This is a genomic window from Rhizobium sp. SG2393 (genome assembly GCF_042610495.1).
Taxonomy (GTDB): domain Bacteria; phylum Pseudomonadota; class Alphaproteobacteria; order Rhizobiales; family Rhizobiaceae; genus RU20A.
On the sequence record NZ_JBHGAP010000009.1, the window covers coordinates 117,723 to 142,446 of the forward strand.

Annotated in this window: 21 protein-coding genes; 11 read left to right on the top strand and 10 right to left on the bottom strand. The window is 66.5% G+C overall.

Going from position 1 to position 24,724, the window contains the following annotated elements:
* The first annotated feature begins 275 nt into the window (after positions 1-275).
* From ffh to trmD, 5 genes are all read left to right on the top strand, one after another.
* Entirely contained in the window at positions 276-1,853 is a 1,578-nt protein-coding gene (gene ffh, locus ACED18_RS17100; RefSeq protein WP_377294455.1) for a signal recognition particle protein, read from the top strand.
* 12 nt (positions 1,854-1,865) lie between these two features.
* A complete protein-coding gene (locus ACED18_RS17105; protein ID WP_377294457.1) occupies positions 1,866-2,177 on the top strand; it encodes a chorismate mutase in 312 nt (103 codons plus the stop codon).
* Positions 2,178-2,234: 57 nt separating this feature from the next.
* Positions 2,235-2,594 (top strand): 30S ribosomal protein S16, encoded by a 360-nt coding sequence (gene rpsP / locus ACED18_RS17110; RefSeq protein WP_377294459.1) that lies wholly within the window; start codon positions 2,235-2,237, stop codon positions 2,592-2,594.
* Between the two features lie 94 nt (positions 2,595-2,688).
* On the top strand, positions 2,689-3,252 hold the full coding sequence (gene rimM / locus ACED18_RS17115) for a ribosome maturation factor RimM (RefSeq protein ID WP_377294461.1): 564 nt from the start codon (positions 2,689-2,691) through the stop codon (positions 3,250-3,252).
* A gap of 5 nt (positions 3,253-3,257) precedes the next feature.
* Positions 3,258-3,947, top strand: coding sequence for a tRNA (guanosine(37)-N1)-methyltransferase TrmD (gene trmD, locus ACED18_RS17120; protein ID WP_377294463.1), 690 nt, complete (start codon positions 3,258-3,260; stop codon positions 3,945-3,947).
* On the opposite strand, the gene ACED18_RS17125 is transcribed toward trmD, so the two are convergent.
* Positions 3,929-4,675 carry a sulfite exporter TauE/SafE family protein gene (locus tag ACED18_RS17125; RefSeq protein ID WP_377294465.1) on the bottom strand — a complete coding sequence of 249 codons (747 nt, stop codon included), beginning with the start codon at positions 4,673-4,675 and terminating at the stop codon, positions 3,929-3,931. The two genes, trmD and ACED18_RS17125, sit on opposite strands and share 19 nt — an antisense overlap.
* A 287-nt stretch (positions 4,676-4,962) precedes the next feature.
* Between ACED18_RS17125 and rplS the strand changes: the two genes are divergently transcribed.
* Positions 4,963-5,451: a 50S ribosomal protein L19 gene (rplS, locus tag ACED18_RS17130; protein ID WP_377294467.1), complete on the top strand. Its 489-nt coding sequence runs from the start codon at positions 4,963-4,965 to the stop codon at positions 5,449-5,451.
* A 190-nt stretch (positions 5,452-5,641) separates the two neighbouring features.
* Here rplS and ACED18_RS17135 read toward each other — a convergent pair whose 3' ends face one another.
* The 3 genes from ACED18_RS17135 to ACED18_RS17145 all read right to left on the bottom strand — a co-directional run bounded on the left by ACED18_RS17135 (position 5,642) and on the right by ACED18_RS17145 (position 9,852).
* A complete protein-coding gene (locus ACED18_RS17135; RefSeq protein WP_377294469.1) occupies positions 5,642-6,376 on the bottom strand; it encodes a Bax inhibitor-1/YccA family protein in 735 nt (244 codons plus the stop codon).
* A 189-nt stretch (positions 6,377-6,565) separates the two neighbouring features.
* Complete coding sequence (locus tag ACED18_RS17140; protein ID WP_377294471.1) at positions 6,566-9,136, bottom strand: ABC transporter permease; 2,571 nt, start codon at positions 9,134-9,136, stop codon at positions 6,566-6,568.
* Complete coding sequence (locus tag ACED18_RS17145) at positions 9,133-9,852, bottom strand: ABC transporter ATP-binding protein (protein WP_377294473.1); 720 nt, start codon at positions 9,850-9,852, stop codon at positions 9,133-9,135. The genes ACED18_RS17140 and ACED18_RS17145 overlap by 4 nt, the downstream gene beginning before the upstream one ends.
* A gap of 111 nt (positions 9,853-9,963) precedes the next feature.
* Between ACED18_RS17145 and ACED18_RS17150 the strand changes: the two genes are divergently transcribed.
* Together ACED18_RS17150 and thpR are read left to right on the top strand one after the other, a co-directional pair.
* On the top strand, positions 9,964-10,569 hold the full coding sequence (locus tag ACED18_RS17150) for an arylesterase (protein ID WP_377294558.1): 606 nt from the start codon (positions 9,964-9,966) through the stop codon (positions 10,567-10,569).
* Between the two features lie 85 nt (positions 10,570-10,654).
* Positions 10,655-11,239, top strand: a complete 585-nt coding sequence (gene thpR / locus ACED18_RS17155) for an RNA 2',3'-cyclic phosphodiesterase (protein ID WP_377294475.1) — start codon at positions 10,655-10,657, stop codon at positions 11,237-11,239.
* Between the two features lie 3 nt (positions 11,240-11,242).
* Here thpR and ACED18_RS17160 read toward each other — a convergent pair whose 3' ends face one another.
* Positions 11,243-12,475 (bottom strand): TIGR03862 family flavoprotein, encoded by a 1,233-nt coding sequence (locus ACED18_RS17160; RefSeq protein WP_377294477.1) that lies wholly within the window; start codon positions 12,473-12,475, stop codon positions 11,243-11,245.
* A 190-nt stretch (positions 12,476-12,665) separates the two neighbouring features.
* On the opposite strand from ACED18_RS17160, the gene ACED18_RS17165 reads away from it, so the two are divergent.
* The 3 genes from ACED18_RS17165 to ACED18_RS17175 are packed head-to-tail and all read left to right on the top strand — an operon-like array spanning position 12,666 to position 18,470.
* Complete coding sequence (locus ACED18_RS17165) at positions 12,666-13,628, top strand: ImuA family protein (protein WP_377294479.1); 963 nt, start codon at positions 12,666-12,668, stop codon at positions 13,626-13,628.
* Entirely contained in the window at positions 13,579-15,108 is a 1,530-nt protein-coding gene (locus tag ACED18_RS17170; RefSeq protein ID WP_377294560.1) for a DNA polymerase Y family protein, read from the top strand. The genes ACED18_RS17165 and ACED18_RS17170 overlap by 50 nt, the downstream gene beginning before the upstream one ends.
* Positions 15,109-15,122: 14 nt before the next feature.
* Positions 15,123-18,470 carry an error-prone DNA polymerase gene (locus ACED18_RS17175; protein ID WP_377294481.1) on the top strand — a complete coding sequence of 1,116 codons (3,348 nt, stop codon included), beginning with the start codon at positions 15,123-15,125 and terminating at the stop codon, positions 18,468-18,470.
* 273 nt (positions 18,471-18,743) lie between these two features.
* Here ACED18_RS17175 and ACED18_RS17180 read toward each other — a convergent pair whose 3' ends face one another.
* From ACED18_RS17180 to hutI, 5 genes are read right to left on the bottom strand one after another with little or no spacing between them, the layout of a single operon-like run.
* Complete coding sequence (locus ACED18_RS17180) at positions 18,744-19,313, bottom strand: HutD family protein (RefSeq protein WP_377294483.1); 570 nt, start codon at positions 19,311-19,313, stop codon at positions 18,744-18,746.
* 9 nt (positions 19,314-19,322) lie between these two features.
* On the bottom strand, positions 19,323-21,008 hold the full coding sequence (gene hutU, locus ACED18_RS17185; RefSeq protein ID WP_377294485.1) for a urocanate hydratase: 1,686 nt from the start codon (positions 21,006-21,008) through the stop codon (positions 19,323-19,325).
* A 5-nt stretch (positions 21,009-21,013) separates the two neighbouring features.
* Positions 21,014-21,826: an N-formylglutamate deformylase gene (gene hutG, locus ACED18_RS17190; RefSeq protein WP_377294487.1), complete on the bottom strand. Its 813-nt coding sequence runs from the start codon at positions 21,824-21,826 to the stop codon at positions 21,014-21,016.
* Position 21,827: 1 nt separating this feature from the next.
* On the bottom strand, positions 21,828-23,363 hold the full coding sequence (gene hutH, locus ACED18_RS17195) for a histidine ammonia-lyase (protein ID WP_377294489.1): 1,536 nt from the start codon (positions 23,361-23,363) through the stop codon (positions 21,828-21,830).
* Complete coding sequence (gene hutI, locus ACED18_RS17200) at positions 23,360-24,622, bottom strand: imidazolonepropionase (protein ID WP_377294491.1); 1,263 nt, start codon at positions 24,620-24,622, stop codon at positions 23,360-23,362. Before hutI ends, hutH begins: the two co-directional genes overlap by 4 nt.
* Positions 24,623-24,724 lie beyond the last annotated feature (102 nt).

Here is a 24,724-nt window from a genome sequence, read left to right on the forward strand (position 1 = left end):
GTTGGTTGCTCACCGTGAAATTGCAAATCCGTGGCGGTAAACGCCAAAAACCCCGGCATCCTTGACTTTCGCCCCGCTTTCCTGTTTAAGCCCGCCGTTCGCTTTCATGCAGACGAGACCACCGAGCCTCCGACCGGGTCATCCTTTCAAGGACAGAACCCGGAGGGCAACATCCGACAGCGCGTTGCGCCCTCGGGTGCTTTTTGGCTTTGCGTCTTGTTTTCGCGTGGGAAACACCCGACGTTTCGGATGATCGAAACGACTAGGATGAGATGATGTTCGAGAGCCTTCAGGACCGCCTCGGGTCCATATTGAACGGACTGACCGGCCGTGGTGCCCTGTCGGAAGCTGATGTTTCCGCGGCGCTGCGCGAGGTTCGCCGCGCGCTGCTGGAGGCAGACGTGGCGCTCGACGTGGTGCGCGCCTTCACCGAGGCCGTGCGCGAAAAGGCCGTCGGCGCCGAGATCGTCAAGTCGATCAAGCCCGGCCAGATGGTCGTCAAGATCGTCCATGACGAGCTCGTGTCCATGCTCGGCACCGAGGGTGCGTCGATCGATCTCAACGCCCCCGCCCCCGTCGTCATCATGATGGTCGGCCTGCAGGGCTCGGGCAAGACGACCACCACCGGCAAGATCGCCAAGCGCCTCACCGACCGGGACCGCAAGAAGGTCCTGATGGCCTCGCTCGACACGCGCCGCCCGGCCGCGCAGGAGCAGTTGCGCCAGCTGGGCGTCCAGACCGGCGTCGATACGCTGCCGATCATCGCCGGCCAGACCCCGACCGACATTGCCGCCCGCGCCGTTCAGGCCGCGAAACTCGGCGGCCACGATGTCGTCATCCTCGACACCGCCGGCCGCACCCATATCGACGAGCCGCTGATGCTCGAGATGGCCGAGATCAAGCGCAAGTCGAACCCGCATGAAATCCTGCTGGTTGCCGATGCGCTGACCGGTCAGGACGCCGTCAATCTCGCGCGCAACTTCGACAGCCGCGTCGGCATCACCGGCCTCGTGCTGACCCGCATGGACGGCGACGGCCGTGGCGGCGCGGCACTCTCCATGCGTGCCGTCACCGGCAAGCCGATCAAGCTGATCGGCGTCGGCGAAAAGATGACGGAGCTCGAGGAGTTCCATCCCCGCCGCGTGGCCGACCGCATCCTCGGCATGGGCGACATCGTTGCGCTCGTCGAAAAGGCGGCCGAGAACATCGACGCCGAAAAAGCCCGCGCCATGGCCGAGAAGATGGCCAAGGGCAAGTTCGACCTCAACGATCTCTCCGACCAGCTGAAGCAGATGCAGAGCATGGGCGGCATGGGCGGCATCATGGGTCTGATGCCCGGCATGGGCGGCATGAAGGACAAGCTCGCTGCCGCCGGCCTCGACGACAAGATGTTCAAGCGTCAGCTCGCCATCATCTCCTCGATGACCCGCGAGGAGCGCGCCAACCCCGATATCCTGAAGCACTCCCGCAAGAAGCGCATCGCCGCCGGTTCCGGCACGGATGCGGCCGACATCAACAAGCTTCTGAAGATGCACCGCCAGATGGCGGACATGATGAAGATGATGGGCGGCAAGGGCAAGGGCGGCATGATGAAACAGATGATGGGCGGCCTTGCCGGCAAGATGGGTCTGGGTGGCCTTGGCGGCGGCATGGGCGGCATGCCGGATCTGTCCAAGATGGACCCCAAGCAGCTGGAAGCGCTGGCCAAGCAGGCCGAAGCCGCCGGCATCAAGCCCGGCAGCCTGCCGGGCATGGGTGGCGGCCTCGGCGGCATGCCGGGTCTTGGCGGTCCGAAGCTTCCCGGCCTCGGCGGCGGTTTCCCCGGCCTGCCGGGCATGCCCAAGAAGAAGTAAGGAGCCGCGGCGATGGTCGATCCCGAGGTGAAGAAGGAATTGGCGGGTTACCGGCAGTCGATCGACAATATCGACGCCGCGCTCGTTCACATGCTGGCCGAACGGTTCCGCTGCACCAAGGCGGTCGGCGTTCTCAAGGCCAGGTACGATTTGCCGCCGGCCGATCCGGCGCGCGAGGAATACCAGATCGAACGGCTGCGCAAGCTTGCGCGGGATGCCGATCTGGACCCGGATTTCGCCGAGAAGTTCCTGAACTTCATCATCAAGGAAGTCATCCGGCACCATGAAGCCATTGCCGCCGATCTCGGCGGTTCAGACACGTAAAACCAGACCGGAGCCCGTCGGAAGACGGCCTCTCAAAAACATCCAAAGGAGCAAACCATGTCCCTCAAGATTCGTCTCGCCCGCGGCGGTTCCAAGAAGCGTCCCTACTACCAGATCGTCGTTGCCGACGCCCGTTCGCCGCGTGACGGCCGCTTCATCGAAAAGCTCGGCTCCTGGAACCCGATGCTCGGCAAGGACGACGCCAACCGCACCGTCCTCAACAACGAGCGCGTCCAGCACTGGCTCGACAATGGCGCCCAGCCGACCGACCGCGTCCTGCGCTTCCTGAACGAAGCCGGCCTCGCAACCCGCGAAGCCCGCAACAACCCGAACAAGGCAAAGCCGGGCAAGAAGGCCCAGGAACGCGCCGCCGAGAAGGCCCAGAAGGCCGCCGACGCCGCAGCCGCAGCCGAATAAGGCCGGGCAAACGGGATTTTCCCATGACGGGCGGCGTGCGAACGCCGCCCGTTTGCGTTATGCAGAACGCCAGAGGATGCAAGGACCTGCTACCATGCCGAAGCTCGAAGACCCGATCCTGATGGCAACCGTCGGCGCGGCCCAGGGCCTGCGCGGCGAGGTGCGACTGAAGGCCTTCACCGAAGACCCCATGGCCGTCGGCGATTACGGCGCGCTGCACAGCATGGATGGCCGCAGCTTCGAGATCCTCGAAATCCGCGAGGCCAAGACCGTGGTCATCGTCCGCTTCCGCGGCATCAACGATCGCAATGCCGCCGAAGCCCTGAACGGCCTCGACCTCTACATCGAGCGCGAAAACCTGCCCGACGAGGATCTGGAAGAGGACGAATTCTTCTATGCCGATCTCGAGGGGCTGGAAGCCGTGGACGCCGAGGGCCGCAGCTACGGCAGCGTCACCGGCGTCTTCGACTTCGGCGCCGGCGATCTCCTGGAGCTGAAAGGTCCGGGCAAGCGCCCCGTTCTCATTCCCTTCTCCGAGGCCGCCGTGCTCGAAATCGACCTCGAAGCCGGCAAGATGCTGGTCGATCCCATCGCCGCCGGCCTGATCGACACCGACAAGGACGGTACCGAAAGCCCCTTCCTGCCGAAAGGCAGCTGAGCGCCATGCCGTTTCGCGCCACCATCCTGACGCTCTATCCGGAGATGTTTCCGGGCCACCTCGCCCATTCGCTCGCCGGCAAGGCGCTGGCGCGGGGAGACTGGGCCTGCGAGCCCGTGCAGATCCGCGACTTCGCCACCGACCGGCACCGAACCGTGGATGATACGCCGGCCGGCGGCGGCGCCGGCATGGTGCTGAAGCCGGATGTGCTGGCCCGGGCCATCGACCATGTGACCGAGGGCGACGAACGTCCGCGCCTGCTGATGAGCCCGCGCGGCCGGCCGCTGACGCAAGGCCGGGTGCGCCAGATCGCCGACGGCCCCGGCGTCGTCATCGTCTGCGGACGCTTCGAGGGCGTGGATCAGCGCGTCATCGAGGCGCGCGGCCTCGAAGAGGTCTCCATCGGCGACTATATCCTGTCAGGCGGCGAGCCGGCGGCGCTCACGCTGCTCGATGCCGTCGTGCGCATCCTGCCGGGCGTCATGGGCAATGATCTCTCCGGCGTGCATGAGAGCTTCGAGGGCGGGCTGCTGGAACATCCTCACTATACCCGCCCGCAGGTCTTCGAGGGGCGCGAGATTCCGGCGATTCTCACCTCCGGCAACCACGCCGCCATCGACAGATGGCGGCACGAGGAAGCCCTGCGCCTGACCCGCGAACGCCGCCCCGACCTTCTTCAGGCCGTCACGAAATAATAGCCCGTGAGGAACAGGCCGACCGCCACGACCAGCGCCCGGATAATGCCCTGCGGCACGCGCCGGGCCACCCAGACGCCCGAATAGCCGCCGAGCGCTCCGGCCGGGATCATCACCAGCGCCTCCGGCCAGGCCACGACCCCGCCGCCGGCAAAGACGACGATGGCGATCGCTGCGATCACCATGGCGATGAAATTCTTCAACGCATTCAGCCGGTGATAGTCGCCGCCGGTCGCAAGGCCGAGCACGGCGAGCATCATGATGCCCATGCCGGCGCCGAAGAAGCCGCCATAGATCGATGTCACGAACTGCCCGACCATGCCGCCGAACCCGACATCGCGGTGTTCGCCGGTGCTCTTCGGCCGGAGATAGGGCCCGGCCCAGAAGATCGCGGTCGCCGCCAGCAGCAGCCACGGTACGAGGCTGCGGAAGGAGGGATTGGACAGCGACAACAGGATCAGCGCGCCGCCGAGACTGCCGATGATGGAGATGAGACCGAGGATGACCGCCTCGCGCGGCCGGGCAAGGATTTCCTTGCGGTAGGCGAGCGCAGACGTGACATAGCCCGGAAACTGCGTGACGGAGGAGGTCGCATTCGCCGAAATCGGCGGCACACCCGTCAGCGTCATCGCCCCGAAGGTCAGAAACGTCCCGCCCCCGGCGATCGCATTGACGACGCCGGAGAGAAAGCCGGCTGCGGCGAGCAGCAGGATGGTCAGAATGGTCATGATATCTCCTCCGCCATCCCGCTTATCTGGGCATTTGCGAAGTTTCAAGTTGGACAAGAGGCGAAGAAGCCGGCGTGTTTTCAGGTATTCCAGACGTTTGAGGGGGTGACAAACCCGTCATTCTCCTGTAAAGCCCCGGCCGGTTCGGGGAATCCCGTCCGCCAATAAAGAATGGCGCATTCGCTCCCGCTGATCACGAAAATGGATCGCGCGACGGCCGAGGCAAAAGTCCGAGGCGTTGCAGAGAGCGCTCTGGTCGTTTCAGAAGAAATGGAAAAGGTAGACCAATGACCAACATCATTGCCCAGCTCGAGGCCGAACAGGCCGCCAAGATCGCCGCCAAGCGCGAGCTTCCCGCATTCTCCGCCGGCGACACCATCCGCGTCAACGTACGCGTGACGGAAGGCAACCGTACCCGCGTCCAGGCCTATGAAGGCGTCTGCATTGCGCGTTCCGGCGGCGGCATCAACGAGAGCTTCACCGTTCGCAAGATCTCCTACGGCGAAGGCGTCGAGCGCGTGTTCCCGGTTTACTCGCCGCTCGTCGAAAGCGTCGAAGTCGTCCGCCGCGGCAAGGTCCGTCGCGCCAAGCTCTACTACCTGCGCGACCTGCGCGGCAAGGCTGCCCGTATCGTTGAAAACACCAACACCCGCGCCCGCAAGCTCAACGATGCCGAGCGCCAGGCCGTTGCCAACGAAAAGGCCCGCATCGAAGCCGAGAAGGTCGCTGCTGCCGAGAAGCTCGCTGCTGAAAAGCCGGCTGACGCTGCAGAATAAGATCTGGTCCGGATCATCCGGTATAATGCGAAAGGCCTCGGTTCTCCGGGGCCTTTTTCGTTGTTGCCCTTGCCTATAAAGGACAAAAGAAAATGGCCGCATCGTTTCCGATACGGCCATTCGCCAAGAGTGTCGGTCTGTAACCCGTTCGCCGCCTTCCTCAAACGAGAGGAAGACAGGCGCTTTTCCGTTAGTTGCGGTTTCCGAGGAAGCGCAGCAGGAACAGGAAGAGGTTGATGAAGTCGAGGTAGAGCGAGAGAGCGCCCATGATGGCCTTGCGGCCGGCAACGTCGGCGCCATCGGCTTCGAAGTACATTTCCTTAATCTTCTGCGTATCCCAGGCGGTCAGGCCGGCAAACAGCAGCACGCCGATGGCCGAGATCGCGAAGTTCAGCGCGGAGGAGGCGAGGAAGATATTGACGATCGACGCGATGATCAGGCCGAAGAGACCCATGATCAGGAACGAGCCGAAGGCCGACAGGTCACGCTTCGTCGTGTAGCCGAACAGCGAGAGCGCGCCGAAGGAAGCGGCCGTCACGAAGAAGGTCTGCACAATGCTCTGGCCGGTATAGACCATGAAGATCGACGACAGCGACAGGCCCATCAGGCCGGCATAGACCCAGAAGGCCGTCTGCGCGGCACCGACGCTCAGCGAATTGATGCGGAAGCTCAGGAAGAAGACCATTGCGAGCGGCGCCAGCATGATCACCCACCTGAGCGGAGATGCGAAAAGAAGCTGGGCGAAGGCCGGATTGGAGACCGCCGCCATGTAGGTGCCATAGGCGGCGACGCCGGTGATCGCCAGGCCGATGGCCATGAGATTGTAGACCTTCAGCATGTAGCTGCGCAGGCCTTGATCGATCACCGCACCGGCCTGTACGCCGGCCGGCGTCGAGCGGGTTTGGTAGTTTCTCAGATCAGCCATTGTTTCCTCTATAGAATCCCCGGGTCCATCGAGCCATGCGGTGCGGTTTAGGTCGCATCCGCTTCAGGCGCCGCTGCGGGATTTCAGCTTGCCTTGCAAGACAATATGAGGGGGCGGCAGGCAGGAGACAAGACCCCGCCCGCGTCAAAGAGATTACAAAGGGTTAATGCGTCCGTCTTTGCGCGTTTCCTAAGGCTCCCGCAGCACCGGCCCCGCCTTCTGCCCGAGAACCCGCCAGGTGCCGACAAGCCCGATCCCGACCGTCATGACGAGCGCAACGAGAAGCGTCGTCAGCGCCACATCCGGCAGGAAGGCCGATGGCAGACCCATGATCTGCGAGACCACGAACCATGCGGCAACCCCGCCGGCCGCAAGCGCGAAAACCGCCGTTGCCGCGCCGAGAATGGCATATTCGTAGCTGAAGGCGCGGATCAGCGTTCGCCGCGTGGCACCCAGCGTCTTGAGGATCACGGCATCGTGGATACGCGCCCGGTTGCCGGCGGCAAGCGCCCCCGCCAGCACCAGAACGGAGGCGGCAAGCGCCACGGAGGCCGCCGCGCGGATCGCCGTTGCCAGTTGCGCGACCAGCTGGTTCACGATGTCGAGCGCGTCCTTCACGCGCACGCTGGTGATCGTCGGATAGGCATTGGTGATGCGGCGCAGCGCTTCGGCCTCCTGGGGCGCCGTCGCCGTGGGATCGATGATCGTCGCAAGCCACGCGTGCGGCGCTCCGGCAAAGGTATTGGGCGAGAAGACCATGACGAAATTGATCGAGAGCGATTCCCATTCCACCGTACGGAAATTGGCGATTTTCGCGGTGATGTTGCGGCCGAGCACATTGACCGTCACGGTGTCCCCGATCTTCAGGCCGAGTTCCCTGGCCTCCTGCGCCGAGAAGGAGACGAGCGGCTCGCCGCTATAGTCGGCCGGCCACCAGCTGCCTTCCGAAAGCGCCGAATTCTCCGGCAGGTTCTTCGCATAGGTGATGCCACGATCGCCCCGCAGCACCCATTGACCGGCCGGCGGCACGGTGAGTTTTGCGACATCGACACCGTTGAAGGCGATGATCCGCCCGCGCAGCATCGGCACCTCGATGATCTTGCCCTCCGGCAGGGCTTCACTCAGTAGCGTGCGGAAGCCCTCCACCTCGCTGCCCTGGATATCCACGAAGAAGAAGTTCGGCGCCCGTTCCGCGAGGCTTCCCGTCAGCTGGCGCCTGAGATTGCCGTCGATCAGCGCGATCGTGACGAGAAGCGTCAGGCCGAGGCCGAGCGACAGCACGACCGACGGCGTCAGCGCGCCGGGACGATGGATGTTGCCGACCGCCAGCCTGAGCGGCGTCGAGCGGATCGCCGGACTGCGCCGCGCCAGCCACGCCACGCCGAAGGCGACGAGCCGGAGCACGACGAAGGACCCGGCAACGGCCGCCAAGAAGATCGCCGAGATGCGCCGGTCATAGGCCGTGAAAATGGCGAGGCCGCACAGGATCGCCAGCAGCACGACCGCCGCCGTCAGATAGCGCCAGGGCGGCAGGCGACGGCCGTCCAGCCCCTGCTCCCGGAACAGAGCGGTGGCGGGAATGCGCCGCGCGCGGCCGAGCGGCAGGATGGCGAAGGCAAGTGCCGTCGTGATGCCGAAGAGGGCGGCCAGCGCCAGTGCTCCGGGATAAAGCGAAAACCCTTCCGGCACCGGCAGCGTGCCGGCCAGGAACTGCGCGGCCGCGTAAGGGATGATGGCGCCCAGCACGAGGCCGATGGCAATCCCGATCAGCGCAATGGCGAGGATCTGGATGAGATAGATCATCAGCACCACGGAGGCCGGCGCGCCGAGGCACTTGAAGGTGGCGATCACCGCCCGCTTGGAATCGATATAGGCGCGCACGGCGTTCGCCACGCCCACGCCGCCGACGATCAGCGCCGTCAGACCCACCAGCGTCAGGAATTGCGAAAACCGCGTCACATTGGCGGTCAGCGCCGGAGCGGCATTGGAGCTGGTGCGGATCGACCAGCCGGCGGCCGGGAATGTCTCCTCGGCCAGACGCCGGGCCTCCGCGGCGCTCTCGCCGGGCGCAAGGCGGATCTTGTAGGCATGTTCGATCAGGCTGCCGGTCTGCACCAGCCCGCTGGCCGCCAGCGCCTGCCGCGATATCATGATGCGTGGCGCAAAGCCGAACCCGTCGGAAACCGCATCCGGCTCACGCGTCAGGGAAGCCGTGATCACCAGCCGCGCCTTGCCGAGCATCAGCGCATCCCCGACCTTCAGGCCCAGCCGGTCGAGCAGCAGCGGGGCCGCAACCGCCCCGAACGCATCGTCGCGCGGCTGCAGAAGCGCCTGAATGCCCTCGCCTGCCGGATCCGTCTGCACCGTTCCGTAGAGCGGATAGGCCTCATCGACCGCCTTCAGCTCCACCAGCGCCTGGTTCGATCCATCTGGCAGCCGCGCCATGGAGCGCAGGCCGGAATTGACCGAAACCGTGCCCAGGCGTTCGAGAAAGGCCCGCTCTTGCGGCGTCGCCTCGCGATTGTCGAGTTCGAAGCGCAGATCGCCGGCCAGAAGCTCGCGCCCCTGCCCCTCGATGGCACCGGTAATGGCCTGCGAGAGCGAATTGACGCCGGCGATCGCCGCCGTGCCGAGCGCGATGCAGGCAAGAAAGATGTAGAAGCCCTTGAGGCCGCCGCGCATTTCCCTCAGCGCGAAGCGGAAGGCAACGGCAAGCTGCCCGCGCAATCCGGCCCGGCCCGCAGCCATGTCCGCGCTCATGCCCGCGCCGCCTCCGCCAGCGGTCGCGCGGCTGACGCGGCACCGTCGGTGACGATCTCGCCCGAGCGCACCTTCACCTGCCGCGAGCAGCGCGCCGCCAGGGACGGATCATGGGTGACGAGCACCAGCGTCATGCCGCGCCCGGCCTGTTCGGCAAACAGGAGATCGGCGATCTGGCGACCTGTTTCCGTGTCGAGATTGCCGGTCGGCTCGTCGGCGATGAGCAGTTTCGGCTGCGGGGCGAGGGCCCGCGCGATCGCCACGCGCTGCTGCTCGCCGCCCGAAAGCTGGCCCGGATAATGCGACAGCCGCGCACCAAGCCCCACCGCCTGAAGCTCCTTGCGGGCGATGTCGAAGGCATTCGGCGTGCCGGCCAGTTCCAGCGGCACGGCAACGTTTTCGAGCGCCGTCATGTTGGGAATGAGATGGAAGGACTGGAAGACGATCCCGATCGTGCGGCCGCGGAATTCCGCCACGCGATCCTCGCCAAGTGCATGCAGCGCCACATCGTCGATGACGATCTCGCCGCTGTCCAGCCGCTCCAGTCCGGCAAGCACCATCAGCAGCGTCGATTTGCCCGACCCGGAAGGGCCGACGATGCCGACCGACTGGCCCGCCTCGATGGACAGCGTCATCTGCTTCAGCACGTGGACGGAAGCCTCGCCCTGTCCAAGCGTAAGATCGGCATTTTTCAGCGCAATGATGGTTTTTGCCACGAAAGGGAACCCTATATGTGCGGGAGAGGCGTCTCGGCGTCATCGCGATTTAGGAAGAGCGGCATGGGAAAAAAAGGCTGGTTCACGCTTTTGTTTGCGGCCTGCGCGTGGATGGCGGCCGCCATCCTGCCTGCGGCGGCCGAGCCTGTGAAGCTCGTCGGCTTCGGCGACAGCCTGATGGCCGGTTATCAATTGCCGCCGGGTGACGCCTTTCCGGCCCGCCTGCAGAAGGCGCTCAACGACAAGGGCATCGACGTCACCATCGAAAATGCCGGCGTTTCCGGCGACACGACCTCGGGGGGGCTTGCCCGCATCGACTGGTCTGTGCCCGATGGCACGAAGGGTGTCATCCTCGAACTCGGCGCCAACGACGCCCTGCGCGGCATTTCCCCGGCTGACAGCCGCGCCAATCTGGAGCGCATGATCACCCGGCTGAAGGAGCGCGGCATCGCCGTGCTGCTCGTCGGCATGCTGGCACCGCCGAACATGGGCGAGGATTATGGCCGGGATTTCAACGCCATCTACGGCGATCTCGCCAAGGCCCATGGCGTGGCGCTCTACCCCTTCTTTCTGGATGGCGTCGTAACGCATCCGGCATTGCAGCTGGAAGACGGCATGCACCCCAATGCCGACGGTGTCGGCGTGATGGTGGAGCGCTTCCTGCCGACGGCCGAGGCCTTCATTGCCGGCATCGGGAAAAGTGCGCCCGCAAATTGAGTTTTTGCAGGTGCTAAATAGGAGTTGCGTCGATGGCGGATGCATGATTCGCTGAGGCCATAGACCTTGAATCGGGGAGCTCGACATGCCGAGACTGTTCACCGCACTCGAGATCCCCCGCAGCGCCGCCATGAGCCTGTCTCTGTTGCGCGGCGGCCTGCCCGGCGCACGCTGGATCGATGTGGAGAACTACCACATCACGCTGCGCTTCATCGGCGATGTGGATGGCCGCACAGCCGACGAGATCGTCGACAGGCTCGACCGCATCGAACGCCCGGAATTTCAGATCCAGCTGTCGGGCACCGGCGCCTTCGGCTCCAAGAAGCCGCATTCGGTCTTCGCCGGCGTCAGCGCCAGCCCGGACATGACCGCGCTGCAGGCCGAGATCGAGCGCATCTGCCAGCGCCTCGGCCTTCCCGCCGATCCCCGCAAGTTCACGCCCCATGTGACGCTCGCAAGGCTGCGCAACACGCGTGTGGAGGATGTGGTGGAATATCTGGCCGGCCGCGGCAATTTCCACACGCTGCCCTTCACCGTCGGACGTTTCGTGCTGCTGTCGTCGCGCGATTCGGTCGGCGGCGGCCCCTATCTCACCGAAGAGGTCTTCCCGCTGATGGAAACCGGCGGCTTCGGCGGCGTGGATGATTACCATCCCGTGCCGCTGGCCTGATCCTCACGGCAAGCTTCGGCCGAGAAAGGCAAGCACGCCCCGCGCCGCCGCTTGCCCCGTACCGAAGCAGGCCGTCAGCAGATAGCCGCCCGTCGGCGCTTCCCAATCCAGCATTTCGCCGGCTGCGAACACGCCGGGCAGCGCCATCAGCTGATAATCTGCGCCAACCGCATCAAGCCGGATGCCGCCCGCCGAAGAAATCGCCTCGGCGATCGGCCGCGGGCTGGCCAGCGGGATCGGCAGGGCCTTGATGACCTCAGCCAAAGCGCTGGCATCACGCGCCGCAAGATCAGGCACCACCTCCCGCAGCAGCGCGGCCTTGACGCCGTCAAGCCCGGTTGCCCGCCGCAACCGGTTGGAAAAGCTGAGCTTCGGCGCCTGCCGATGCAAGGCCGCCGCCAGCGCCTCCACCGTCCTGTCCGGCGCCAGATCCACCACGAAATCCGCCTTGCCCGTCTCCAGCAGCCGGTCGCGAAGGGCCGCGCAGGCCGCATAGACGAGGCTTCCCTCGATCCCGTGGCCGGTCACGACGAACTCGCCCTTCACCATCCGGCCGCCGATCGGGGTCGCGACCGATTTCACCGGCGCGCCCGCAAAACGCGTCGCGAACATCTCGCTCCAGCGGACATCGAAACCGCAATTGGCCGGCCGGAACGGCGCGATCGTCACGCCCTTCTCCGCCAGAAGCGGCACCCAGGCCGCATCCGACCCGAGCCGCGGCCAACTGGCCCCGCCGAGCGCCAGCAGGACCGCATCCGCCGTCACCCGGGCCAGGCCTTCGGGTGTCTCGAAGCGCAGCGCCTGCCCGTCGAACCCCGTCCAGCGGTGCCGTGTCCGCACCTTGACGCCAAGCGCCGCAAGCCGCGCCAGCCAGGCACGCAGGAGCGGCGAGGCCTTCATCGCAACAGGAAAGACGCGGCCCGAACTGCCCGTGAACGTCTCCACCCCGAGCCCGGCCGCGAAGGCCTCCACATCCCGGCCCGTCATGGCATCAAGGGCGTGGGCGAGGAAACCGCCGGCCGCGCCGAAGCGGGTCCGCAAGCGCGCATGCGGCTCGGAATGGGTGATGTTGAGGCCGGATTTTCCCGCCAGGAGCAGCTTGCGCGCCACCGAAGGCATGGCGTCGTAGACCGTCACACGAATGCCCGCGCGCGCCAGCACCTCGGCCGCCATCAGCCCTGCCGGCCCGCCGCCGACGATCGCCACCTGCGGCGCGGGCCGGGTGACACTCTCCATGGACGCTTGCGTGCTTGGCTCTCTCATGCCGCCGTTCTGCCCGAGCCGGCCCCGCCGTTCAAGCCGTCCGTCGATCCCGCGCCTGCCGCCTGTGGTAGACGCTGCCGCAAGACTTCCCGCCAAAAGAGGATTGACTCTCCGGACGCCCTCTGGAATCCATTAGAACAAAACAGGAACATTGGAGAGTGCCATGGACGGTGCCCAGATCTCTGGCCAGACTGCGGGTCTGGCCGGCGACCGCCTGTCGATGTTGCGTGACACCCTGGCCCGGATCGAGGGACGCACACCGTCCTTCAGGGATCGCAACCCGGCATGTCCGGACGACGCGCAATTTTCAGGCGAAGCCCGCCTGCCGCTCGGCGCGGCGCGCTTCGACGCGCTGCTCGGCGGCGGTCTTCCGCAGGAAGGCCTGATCGAGGTGCGCCACGACGAGACCCGCGAGGCCGGCACGGCAAGCGGCTTCACGCTTGCGCTTGCGGGCCTCTACCAGCGGGACCGCCAGGCCACGGGACGCCGCAGCCTGCTCTGGGTGGCCGAGCGCCAGGCAGCCGCCGAGGCTGGTCTTCCCTATGCGCCCGGTCTTGGCGATCACGGGCTCGACACGATGCGCCTTCTGTTTTCCCGCCCGCGCCGTATCGAGGATGCGCTGTGGGTGGTGGAGGCCGCCCTTGCCTGCGGAGATTTCGCAGCCGTCACGCTGGAGGTGCGCGGCAATCCCGCCGCCCTCGGCTTCACCGAAAGCCGCCGCCTGCACCTGAAGGCGAAGGCATCAGGCCTGCCGCTTCTGCTTTTAAGGCAGGGCGGAGAGGCGCAGGCAAGCGCCGCACGCTTGCGCTTTGCCGTGCGACCTGCCCACGCCGCCGCCCGCCGCCTGTCGGACGGGGCCGCCCTGCCCGGCAGTCTCGGCAATCCCGTCTTCGCCGTCACCATCGAAAAAAACCGTGCCGTTCCACCGCAAACCCTCAGCCTCGAATGGAGCGCCCATGACCTTCGTTTCCACGACCACGATGACACCATCGGCACCGCTCTTGCCAACTCCACTCTTCCAGGCACAGGGCAGCCGCATCCTGTCGATCGTCTTCCCCCATCTGCCGACGGACCGGATCAGCCGCAGTCTCTGGGGCAGGTCGTGGCTTTCCGCCGGGCGTCCTGATCACCCGCCCATCGTTCTCTCCGGGCGCGACGGTAATGCCATGCGCATCGTCGCGCTCGACCGCATGGCGGAAGAGGCCGGGCTGCGGCTCGGGCTGGGCATTGCCGAAGCCCGCGCCATGCGGCCGCGGCTCGATGTCATGCAGGCCGACCCCGCCGCCGATCGCGCCCTGCTTTCGGGCATTGCCGACTGGTGTGATCGCTATACGCCGCTGGTCGGCCTCGACGGCACGGATGGCCTCTTTCTCGATGTCACCGGCTGCACCCATCTGCATGGCGGCGAAAAGGTGCTGATCACCGATCTGCTCGCGCGCCTTTTCCACCTCGGCCTTGAAGCCCGCGCCACGATTGCCGCCACGCCCGGCCTTGCCTGGGCGCTCGCCCGCTTCGGTGCCGCCCCCGCCCAGATCGTCGAAACCGGCGCCGAGGAAGAAACGCTCGCCCCATTGCCGCTGGCGGCCTTGCGCCTGCCGCCGGAGATGCGCGACGGCCTGGCCCGGCTCGGCCTGGCCCGCGTCGGCGACATTATGAGCCTGCCGCGCGCCCCGCTTGCCCGCCGCTTCGGCCCCCTGCCGCTCCTGAGGCTCGATCAGGCGCTCGGACGAGAGGACGAGCCGATCAGCCCGCGCCGCCCCGTCGCCCTCCTCTCGGCCGAGCGTCGGCTTGCCTCCCCCGTGGTGGCGCAAGACGATATCCTCGCGATCACGCTCAGCCTCGCCACCGGCCTCACGCCCGGCCTCGAGGCCCGCGGCGCAGGCGGCCGCAGCTTCGAACTCCAGCTTTTCCGCGTCGATGGCCGCGTCTTCCGTCTCGATGTCGCGACCTCTGCGCCGCTGCGGGAACCCGCCCGCATTGCCGGCCTCTTCGGGGAAAGACTGGCGGCCCTGCATGACGATATCGATGCCGGCTTCGGGTTTGAAATGCTGCAGTTGCGGGTCATGCGCGAGGAAAAGATAAAGGCCCTGCAAAGCGATCTGGAAGAGGCCGGCCAGGAGGACCGACCACTCGCCGGCTTCATCGATCAGGTGACGGCACGGCTTGGGGCCGAAAGCCTCGAACTCACCCTTCCCCGGCAAAGCCATGTGCCGGAGCGGGCCGCAAGCTTCCTGCCGGCCGCCGAAGCCGGCATCGCCGGCCTGCGGGCAGAACAGGCCATGGCGCGCCTGACCCGCGCCGTGGCGGCCATCGGCACGGTCCGTCCACTGCGCCTCTTTACCCGGCCGGAACCGGTCGAGGCCACCGCCGAAGTGCCGGAGGGACCGCCGATGAGCTTCCGCTGGCGCCGCGCGCTCTATCGCGTTCGCCGTGCCGAGGGGCCGGAGCGCATCGCCGGCGAATGGTGGATCGACGGCGAAGACCACCCGGTGCGCGACTATTTCCGCGTCGAGGATGTCGAGGGCCGCCGCTTCTGGCTGTTCCGCGAAGGTGTCTTCAGCGGCATCGCCATGCCCCGCTGGTTCCTGCATGGCCTCTTTGCCTGAGGAGGATGGCTGTCATGTCTGCTCACCCCCCTGGGCCAAAGACGAAATCGCCGAAGGACGCGGCCGCTCCCGCCTTCTTCGAACTCGGCCTGCGCAGCAATTTCTCCTTTCTCGAAGGGGCCTCGCACCCGGAAGAGCTGGTGACGGCCGCCTCTCGCCTCGGCATCGGCGGCATCGGCCTTGCCGACCGCAACACGGTGGCCGGCGTGGTGCGCCTGCATGCGGTGGCAAAGAAGGAGCGCTACGGCTTTCGCCCCGGCGCCCGGCTGTCCTTTGCCGACGAAACGCCGGATCTGCTCGCTTACCCCATGAACCGGGTCGGCTGGGGCCGCCTCTGCCGCCTGCTGAGCGCCGGCAACATCCGCTCGACCAAGGGCACCTGCACCCTCTTCGAGCAGGATCTCATCGAGTGGAACGCCGACCTCCTGTTTGCGGCCTTCGCCCCTTCGGCGGAGACCGCCGCCATCGACGCCTTCCGCATCCGGCTGGAGCGTCTCACCCCTCATCTCGGCCAACGCCTGCACATTGCCATCGGCCCGCGCTATGACGGCACCGACCGCCTCTTCTTCGCCGAACTCGCACGCCTCTCCGATCGGCTCGGCCTGCCGCTTCTCGCCACCAACGATGCCGTCTACCACCGCGCCGACCGCCGACCGCTGGCCGACGTGCTGACGTCGATCCGCGAACACGTACCGATCGTCGAGGCCGGCTTCCGGCTGACGGCCAATGCGGAGCGTCACCTGAAAGCACCCAAGGAAATGGCCCGCCTGCTGCGCGACCACCCGGAGGCGATCGCGGCCACGGAGCGCTTCTGGCTCCGCCTCGACTTTTCCCTCGACGAGATCGGCCACCAGTATCCCGACGAGGCGATCGACGGCGAACCCGCTGCCGTGGCGCTGCGCCGACTGGCGTACGAGGGTGCACGCAGCCGCTTTCCGAACGGCGTGCCGGAAAAGGTGGCAAAACTCGTGGAGGACGAACTGACGCTGATCGCCGAGAAGCGCTACGAACCCTTCTTTCTCACCGTCTACCGCATCATCCGCGCCGCGCGCGCAAAGGACATCCTCTGCCAGGGCCGCGGCTCTGCCGCCAATTCCGCCGTCTGCTATTGTCTTGGGATCACCGAGGTGAACCCGGAACAGACCACCCTTCTCTTTGCCCGCTTCATCTCCACCGAACGCGACGAGCCGCCCGATATCGACGTGGATTTCGAACATGCGCGCCGGCAGGAAGTAATCGACTTCATCTACCAGACCTACAGCAAGGAGCATGCAGCCCTTGCCGCTGCCGTCATCAGCTATCGCGCCCGCTCGGCCGGCCGCGAGACGGCGAAAGCCTTCGGCCTGTCGGAAGACGTGCAGTCGGCGCTGTCGGGCTCCATCTGGGGCTGGTGGACCGAAGGTTTCAGCGAGGATCAGGCAAAGGCCGCCGGCCTCGACATGCGCGAGCCGACGACGAAGCGCGTGCTGGGCTATGCCGACCTCCTGCAGCGCTTTCCCCGCCATCTCTCCCAGCATGTCGGCGGCTTCGTCATCACCCGCGACCGGCTGGACGAGATCGTGCCGATCATGAACACCGCCGATGGCCGCTACATGATCGAATGGGACAAGGACGATCTCGATACGCTGAAGATCCTGAAGGTGGACGTGCTCGCCCTCGGCATGCTCACCTGCCTCGCCAAGGGCCTGCGACTGCTGGACCGGCACTACGGCCGGCGCGAGACGCTGGCCTCGATCTTCAACGACCATCAGGACGCCGTCTACGAGATGGCGACGCGGGCCGACACGATCGGCGTCTTCCAGATCGAAAGCCGCGCCCAGATGAGCATGCTGCCGCGCCTGAAGCCGAAACGGTTCTACGATCTCGTCATCGAGGTCGCGATCGTGCGTCCCGGTCCCATCCAGGGCAACATGGTGCACCCCTATCTCAAGCGCCGCGAAGGCCGGGAAAAGGCCGATTACCCGAGCAAGGAACTGGAGGCCGTGCTGGAGCGCACCCTCGGCGTACCGCTCTTCCAGGAGCAGGCCATGCAGATCGCCATCACCGCCGCCGGCTTCTCCCCCGGCGAGGCCGATCGGCTGCGCCGCGCCATGGCCACCTTCCGCCGCACCGGCGAGGTCGGCAATTTCAAGCAGCGCATGATCGATGGCATGGTGGCGCGGGGATATCCGGCCGATTTCGCCGAGCGCTGCTTCAGCCAGATCGAGGGCTTCGGCGAATATGGCTTTCCCGAAAGCCATGCCGCCTCCTTTGCGCTGCTCGTCTATGTCTCCTGCTGGTTCAAGGCCTTCTACCCGGATGTCTTCTGCGCCGCATTGCTGAATTCGCAGCCCATGGGCTTTTATCCCCCAGCCCAGCTCGTGCGCGATGCCCGCGAACACGGCGTCACGGTGCGCCCGCTGGACATCAACGCATCGGACTGGGACACGCGTCTGGAGCCGCTGGGACCGGGCGACGGCGACGGCATAAGCCCGCACGCCGTCCTGCCCCGCCACCGCCCGATGATCGGCATCATGCGCACGCGCCACGCGCTGCGGCTCGGCTTCTCGCTCGCCAAGGGCCTTTCCGAAAAGGACATGCGCCACCTCGTCGCCTTGCGCGGGCGCGGCTACGATTCCGTGCGCGATCTCTGGCGCCGCACCGGCCTGTCACGCGGCACGATCGAGAAGCTGGCCGAGGCAGATGCGTTTCACTCGCTCGGCCTTGATCGCCGCGCCGCGCTGTGGGCCGTCAGGGCGCTCGATGCCCCGTGCGAGGATCTGCCGCTTTTTTCCGTCACCGAAAGCAGCGACATCCAGCCGGAAGCGGCCGTCAGCCTGCCGTCGCTTCTGCCGGGCGAGGAGGTGATCGCCGATTATCGCAGCCTGTCGCTGTCGCTGAAGGCCCATCCGCTCTCCTTCCTGCGCGCCGATCTCGACCGTCTGGGGTGCCGGCAGAACAAGAGCCTCGACGCCACCAGAAGCGGCACGCGCCTCACCGTTGCCGGCCTCGTCCTGGTGCGCCAGCGCCCCGGCTCGGCCCGCGGCGTCATCTTCATGACGCTGGAGGACGAGACGGGTGTGGCCAACATCATCGTCTGGCCGAAGGTCTTCGAAACCTTCCGCCCCGTCGTCATGGGCGCCCGTCTGGTGCGGGTGCGCGGCCGGCTGCAGAACCATTCGAATGTCGTGCATGTGGTGGCCGAGGAGATCGTCGACATGACCGCGGCGCTTGGCCTTCTCAAGGGCGAAGAGCGCCGCTTTGCCCTTAACCCGCGCGCCGACGAGGCCCAGCGCCCGACCGTCGATCAACGGCGCAAACCCTCACGCGCCGAGATCATCGAAGCCGCGCAGGCCATGCCCGGCGGGAGGAATTTCCATTGAAAGCAGGCGATCTATCGCAGGCTATCCAGCAAATGCATGGTGCTTTTCCCGCCGAGACAACGGCCGGGCACAAGAATCGTATTCGATGCACCGCGCAGCAGGCGATCGCAGGCAGGCTCGAGAGGCAGCTACACGCACGCCGCGCCCTCGCCGGACTCCTGCTAAGCCGTGGCGGCGAAAGACGGAATCCGGCAGCCCGCGAATCCACGGAAATATTCGATGGGACCGGCGACAGCCGAGACGCAGCCTTGCCGCCGCGAATGCCGGAATGCCCTACCGCACAGGCGCCAGATCGATACGGATCACCGCGGCTTCGGACACCACGCCCAAACGTTCGCCCGCATCCACCTGAACCGTATCGAACGCCGTCACCGCAGTGGTTTCACCGCCGACCATGACACCAAACGGTGCCGTCGCCACCAGCAGCGTCCCGGCTTCAGCACCAGCGATCTCGCTATCGACAGGCAGCACGATCCGTTGCATCCAGTGCGTCAGCCGTCCGCGCCGGGTCATGATGTTGAGGTCCACGGTCGGCCCCGCGAAGAGGCGGCTGACCACCGCCGACCCGCCGTCAAAGGCGAAGGGCGCCGCCGCTTCCAGCAGCGCAACCTCGTCGCCGCCCTCGACCGACAGCCCCATACCGCCGCCAGACAGCACGGCGATGCTGCGATCGATGCCGGGAAAGCGAGAGAAGGGACCATCGGTGTCGACATGCGCGATGCTGAGCCGCCAGTCGAAACCGTCCATGTCAGCGCCAGGCGGGTGGACGGCGATCTCTTCGGTGAGACCGCCGCCATTCTTCCACGGCATACGCCGATAATCCGCCCGGCGAAGAATGCGCATCTCCGCCCCTCAGTTGCCGAGAATGCCCGGCAGGCGCAGGCCCTTTTCCGTCGCGCAGTCAAGCGCGATGTCATAGCCCGCGTCCGCATGGCGCATGACGCCGGTCGCGGGGTCGTTCCACAGCACCCGCTCCAGCCGGCGTGCCGCATCGTCGGTGCCGTCGGCGCAGATCACCATGCCCGAATGCTGCGAAAAGCCCATGCCGACCCCGCCGCCATGGTGCAGCGAAACCCAGGTGGCACCCGAGGCACAGTTGAGCAGCGCGTTCAGCAGCGGCCAGTCGGAAACGGCATCCGAACCGTCCTTCATCGCTTCCGTCTCGCGGTTCGGCGAGGCGACGGAGCCGGAATCGAGATGATCGCGGCCGATCACCACCGGCGCCTTCAGCTCGCCATTGCGCACCATCTCGTTGAAGGCCAGCCCGAGCTTGTGGCGATCGCCAAGCCCGACCCAGCAGATGCGCGCCGGCAGGCCTTGGAAGGCGATGCGCTCGCGCGCCATGTCCAGCCAGGTGTGCAGATGCGTGTTGTCGGGCAGCAGTTCCTTCACCTTGGCGTCCGTCTTGTAGATGTCTTCCGGATCACCGGAGAGCGCCGCCCAGCGGAAGGGACCGATGCCCCGGCAGAAGAGCGGGCGGATATAGGCCGGCACGAAGCCGGGGAAGGCGAAGGCATTCTCGAAGCCCTCTTCCCGCGCCACTTGGCGGATGTTGTTGCCGTAGTCGAGCGTCGGCACGCCGGCATTCCAGAAATCGACCATGGCCTCCACATGCACCTTCATCGAGGCGCGCGCCGCCGCTTCCACGGCCTTCGGGTCGCTTTCCTGCTTGGCGCGCCATTCGGCGACGCTCCAGCCGGCCGGCAGATAGCCGTGGATCGGGTCATGGGCCGAAGTCTGGTCGGTGACGATGTCGGGACGCGGGCCGCCGGCCTTCATGCGGGAGACGAGCTCCGGGAAAATGTCGGCGGCATTGCCGATGAGACCGACCGACTTCGCCTCGCCGGCCTTCGCCCAGGCATCGATCATCGCCAGCGCCTCGTCCAGCGTGTGCGCCTTGGCATCGACGTAACGGGTCCGCAGGCGAAAATCGACACGGGTCTCGTCGCATTCGACGGCCAGACAGCAGGCGCCGGCCATGACGGCGGCGAGCGGCTGGGCGCCGCCCATGCCGCCGAGCCCGCCGGTCAGGATCCACTTGCCCTTGAGATTGCCGCCGTAATGCTGGCGCCCGGCCTCCACGAACGTCTCGTAAGTGCCCTGCACGATGCCCTGCGTGCCGATATAGATCCAGGAGCCGGCCGTCATCTGGCCGTACATGGCAAGGCCCTTCTTATCCAGCGCGTTGAAATGATCCCAGGTGGCCCAGTGCGGCACGAGGTTGGAATTGGCGATCAGCACGCGCGGCGCATCCCTGTGGGTGCGGAACACGCCCACCGGCTTGCCGGATTGCACGATCAGCGTCTCTTCTTCGGTCAGATCCTTCAGCGTCGCGACGATGCGGTCGAAATCGTTCCAGGTGCGGGCCGCGCGACCGATGCCGCCATAGACCACCAGCTCGTGCGGGCGCTCGGCGACATCGGGGTCGAGATTGTTCATCAGCATCCGGAGCGGCGCTTCCGTCATCCAGCTCTTGGCGGTGAGCGTGGTGCCCTGCGGGGCGCGGACATCGCGGGTATTGTGGCGGGGATTGCTCATCGGGATCATCCTTTCGCGTGTTGAAGACGAAGCGCGGTGTCCTCCAGGCGCTTCAGAAGGTTTTGAAGGGTCCCGCGCAGCCGCGCGGCCTTGGTCGGGTCATAGGCAAAGGGCGGGGCTTCGGTGGCGAGGTGAGTCACCTGCGCCAGCTCCATCTGGATGGCATGCACGCCCGTCTCTGGCTCGCCGTAATGGCGCGTCGTCCAGCCGCCCTTGAAGCAGCCGTTCAGCACGTGGCTGTAACCGTCGGCCGACGCCACCACGGCCATGGCGCCAGCCTCAAGCGCCGGGTCGCAGGTTTCGCCGCCATTGGTGCCGATGTTGAAATCCGGCAGCCGACCCTCGAACAGGAAGGGGATGTGCGAGCGGATGGAATGGCAGTCGTAGACGATGGCGATGCCATGGAGCGCCTTCACCCGCTCGACCTCGGCGGCGAGCGCCGCATGGTAGGGCGCGTGGAACGCGGCCAGTCGCGCCGCGATATCGGCCTCCGTCGGCTCCGCCCCCGCCTTCCAGATCGGCGCGCCATCGAAATCGGTGAGCGGCACGAGACCCGTCGTGTTCTGCCCCGGATAGAGGCTGACGCCGGCCGGATCCCGGTTGGCGTCGATGACATAGCGGTGGAACGTCGCCCGCACCGTCGTCACATCCGGCAAGAGCCCGTCATAGAGCCGTTCGATGTGCCAGTCCGTATCGGCCAGCAGCCGGCCATTGTCGTTCAGCCGCGCATGGATGTCGGCGGGGACATGCGTTCCCGTGTGCGGCAGGCCGAGAATGATGGGCGAGGTGCCGCGATGGCATTCGTATGGCGCGGTCATCCTAACCCTCCAGCCCCGGCAGCAGCCCTTCGCTGACGGCTGCGACGAGCGCGCCCGAGGCGACCAGCGCCGTTGCGGCGGCAAGATCCGGCGCCATGTAGCGATCCTCGTCGAGCGATGGCACCACGGCCCGCAGCGCCGCAATCGCCCTTTGCAGTTCCGGGCTGGTCACGAGCGGCGCGCGCAGCTCCACACCCTGGGCCCCCGCCAGCGCCTCGATGCCGAGAATGGCAAAGAGATTGTCCGTCATGGTCAGCAGGCGCCGCGCGCCGTGGCAGGCCATGGAAACGTGGTCCTCCTGATTGGCCGAGGTCGGCGTGGAATCGACGGAGGCCGGATGCGCCATCTGCTTGTTTTCGCTCATTAGCGCCGCCGAGGTCACCTCCGCGATCATCAGTCCGGAGTTCAGCCCCGGCTTGCGGGCGAGAAAGGCCGGCAGACCGTAGGAGAGCGCGGGATCGACCAGAAGCGCGATGCGACGCTGGGCGATCGCGCCGATCTCGCAAACGGCGATGGCGATCTGGTCGGCGGCAAAGGCCACCGGCTCGGCGTGAAAATTGCCGCCGGAGACGACGGAATTGTCCGACAGAACCAGGGGATTGTCGGTGACCGCATTGGCCTCGATCTCCAGCGTACGTGCCGCCATGCGCAGCACGTCGAGGCAGGCGCCGTCCACCTGCGGCTGGCAGCGCAGGCAATAGGGATCCTGCACCCGCTCGTCGCCCTGCAGATGGCTTTCGCGAATGACCGAACCGGCCAGCAGGCCACGCAGCGCAGCCGCCGTATCGATCTGGCCGCGATGGCCGCGCAGCGTGTGGATGTCGGCGGTGAACGGCGCGGACGAGCCCATGGCCGCATCCGTGGACAGCGCGCCGGTGACCAGCGCCGAGACGAGGCCGCGATGGGCGCGGAAAAGGCCGGCGAGCGCGAGCGCCGTGGAGGCCTGCGTGCCGTTGATCAGCGCCAGCCCTTCCTTGGCCGCGAGCACGACCGGCGAAAGCCCGGCCCGCTCCAGCGCCACCCGTCCCGGCAGTCGTTCGCCGGCGAAGAAGGCTTCCGCCTCGCCCATCATCACGGCGGCGAGATGCGCGAGCGGCGCAAGATCGCCGGATGCGCCGACCGAGCCCTTTTCGGGAATGACCGGCACGACGCCCCTTTCCAGCATGGCCTCGATCAGCCGGACCAGCACCAGACGCACGCCGGACGCGCCGCGCCCGAGCGAGATGAGCTTCAGCGCCATGATAAGGCGCACGACATTGTCGGGCATCGGCTGGCCCACGCCGCAGCAATGGGACAGAATGAGATTACGCTGCAGCGTCGCCGTATCGGCGGCATCGATCTTGATCGAGGCCAGTTTGCCGAAGCCGGTGTTGATGCCGTAGACCGGCTCGTTGCCGGCCGCGATCTCCGCAATGCGCGCCGCCGCCTTCTCGATCCCGGCGTCGAAACCACGATCGAGCACGGCCGCTTCGCCAGTCAGGTAGATGGCGGCGAGCTGGGCAAGGCCAACGGAGCCGGGATGAAGGGTAATGGTCATCGGATGTCTCCCCGTTGGGCGGTGTGGCGGGCGCAGGCGCTGTCGGCGATGCCGCCATGGATGCGGTCGAAAAGCGGGTTGAAGCCCATGCGATAGACGAGCTCGGCCGGCTCGCGGATGGACCAGAGGCAGAAATCGGCGCGCTTGCCCGCTTCCAGCGTGCCGATCTCGCCGGAAAGGCCAAGCGCCCGTGCCGCCTCGCGCGTGACGCCGGCCAGGCATTCGGCAACGGTGAGGCCGAACAAAGTGGCGCCCATGTTCATCGTCAGCAGCAGCGAGGTCAGCGGCGACGTGCCGGGGTTGCAGTCGGTGGCAAGCGCCATCGCCGTCCCGTGCTTTCGGAAGAGATCCACCGGCGGCTTCCGCGTCTCGCGGATGAAATAGAAGGCGCCGGGCAGCAGGACTGCGATCGTGCCGCTTTTGGCCATCGCTACCGCCCCGGCCTCGTTCGTGTACTCGACATGATCGGCCGACAGCGCCCCGCAGGAGGCTGCGAGCGCTGCACCGCCGAGATCGGAAAGCTGGTCGGCGTGGAGTTTCACCGGCAGACGGAGCGCCTGCGCACGGTCGAAGACGCGCCTGATCTCCTCCGGCGAGAAGGCGATGCCTTCGCAGAAGCCGTCAACGGCATCCACCAGACCGGCGGCATGCGCGGCCTCCAGTCCCGGAAGAACGATGTTGTCGATGAAATCGCCGTTTCGGCCGCGATATTCGGCGGGCGTCGCATGCGCCCCGAGATAGGTGGTGGTGACGCGGACGGCACGGTGGGCACTCAGGCGCCGGGCGGCGCGCAGCATCTTCATCTCGTCGGCCACCGTCAGCCCGTAGCCGGATTTGATCTCGACCGTCGTCACCCCTTCGGCCATCAGCGCATCGAGACGCGGCAGGCTTTCGGCAACCAGCACCTCCTCGCTCGCCTCGCGGACCTGCCGGACGGAGGAGACGATGCCGCCGCCGGCCCGCGCAATCTCCTCATAGGTGGCACCGGCGAGCCGCATCTCGAACTCGCGTGCCCGGTTCCCCGCAAAGACCAGATGGGTGTGGCAGTCGATCAGACCCGGCGTGATCCAGCGCCCGCCGCAATCGATGCTCTCGGCGCCCGCAGCGATCTCGCCCGGCAGTCCGGCCTCGGGACCGACATAGATCAGTCGCTCGCCCCTGACGGCGATGGCGCCATCGCCTACCAGGCCAAGGTCCCCCAGTCCGGGAGAGAGCGTCACGAGATGGGCGTTGCGCCAGATTCGATCCCCGTCCGCCATGACCGCCTCCCTCGAAACCGAACTTGCATCCTGTTCACATCTCGATTATGTATATACTTATTATCGGGAGCGCAAGTCGAATTTTCGCAGGACCGCTGGAGG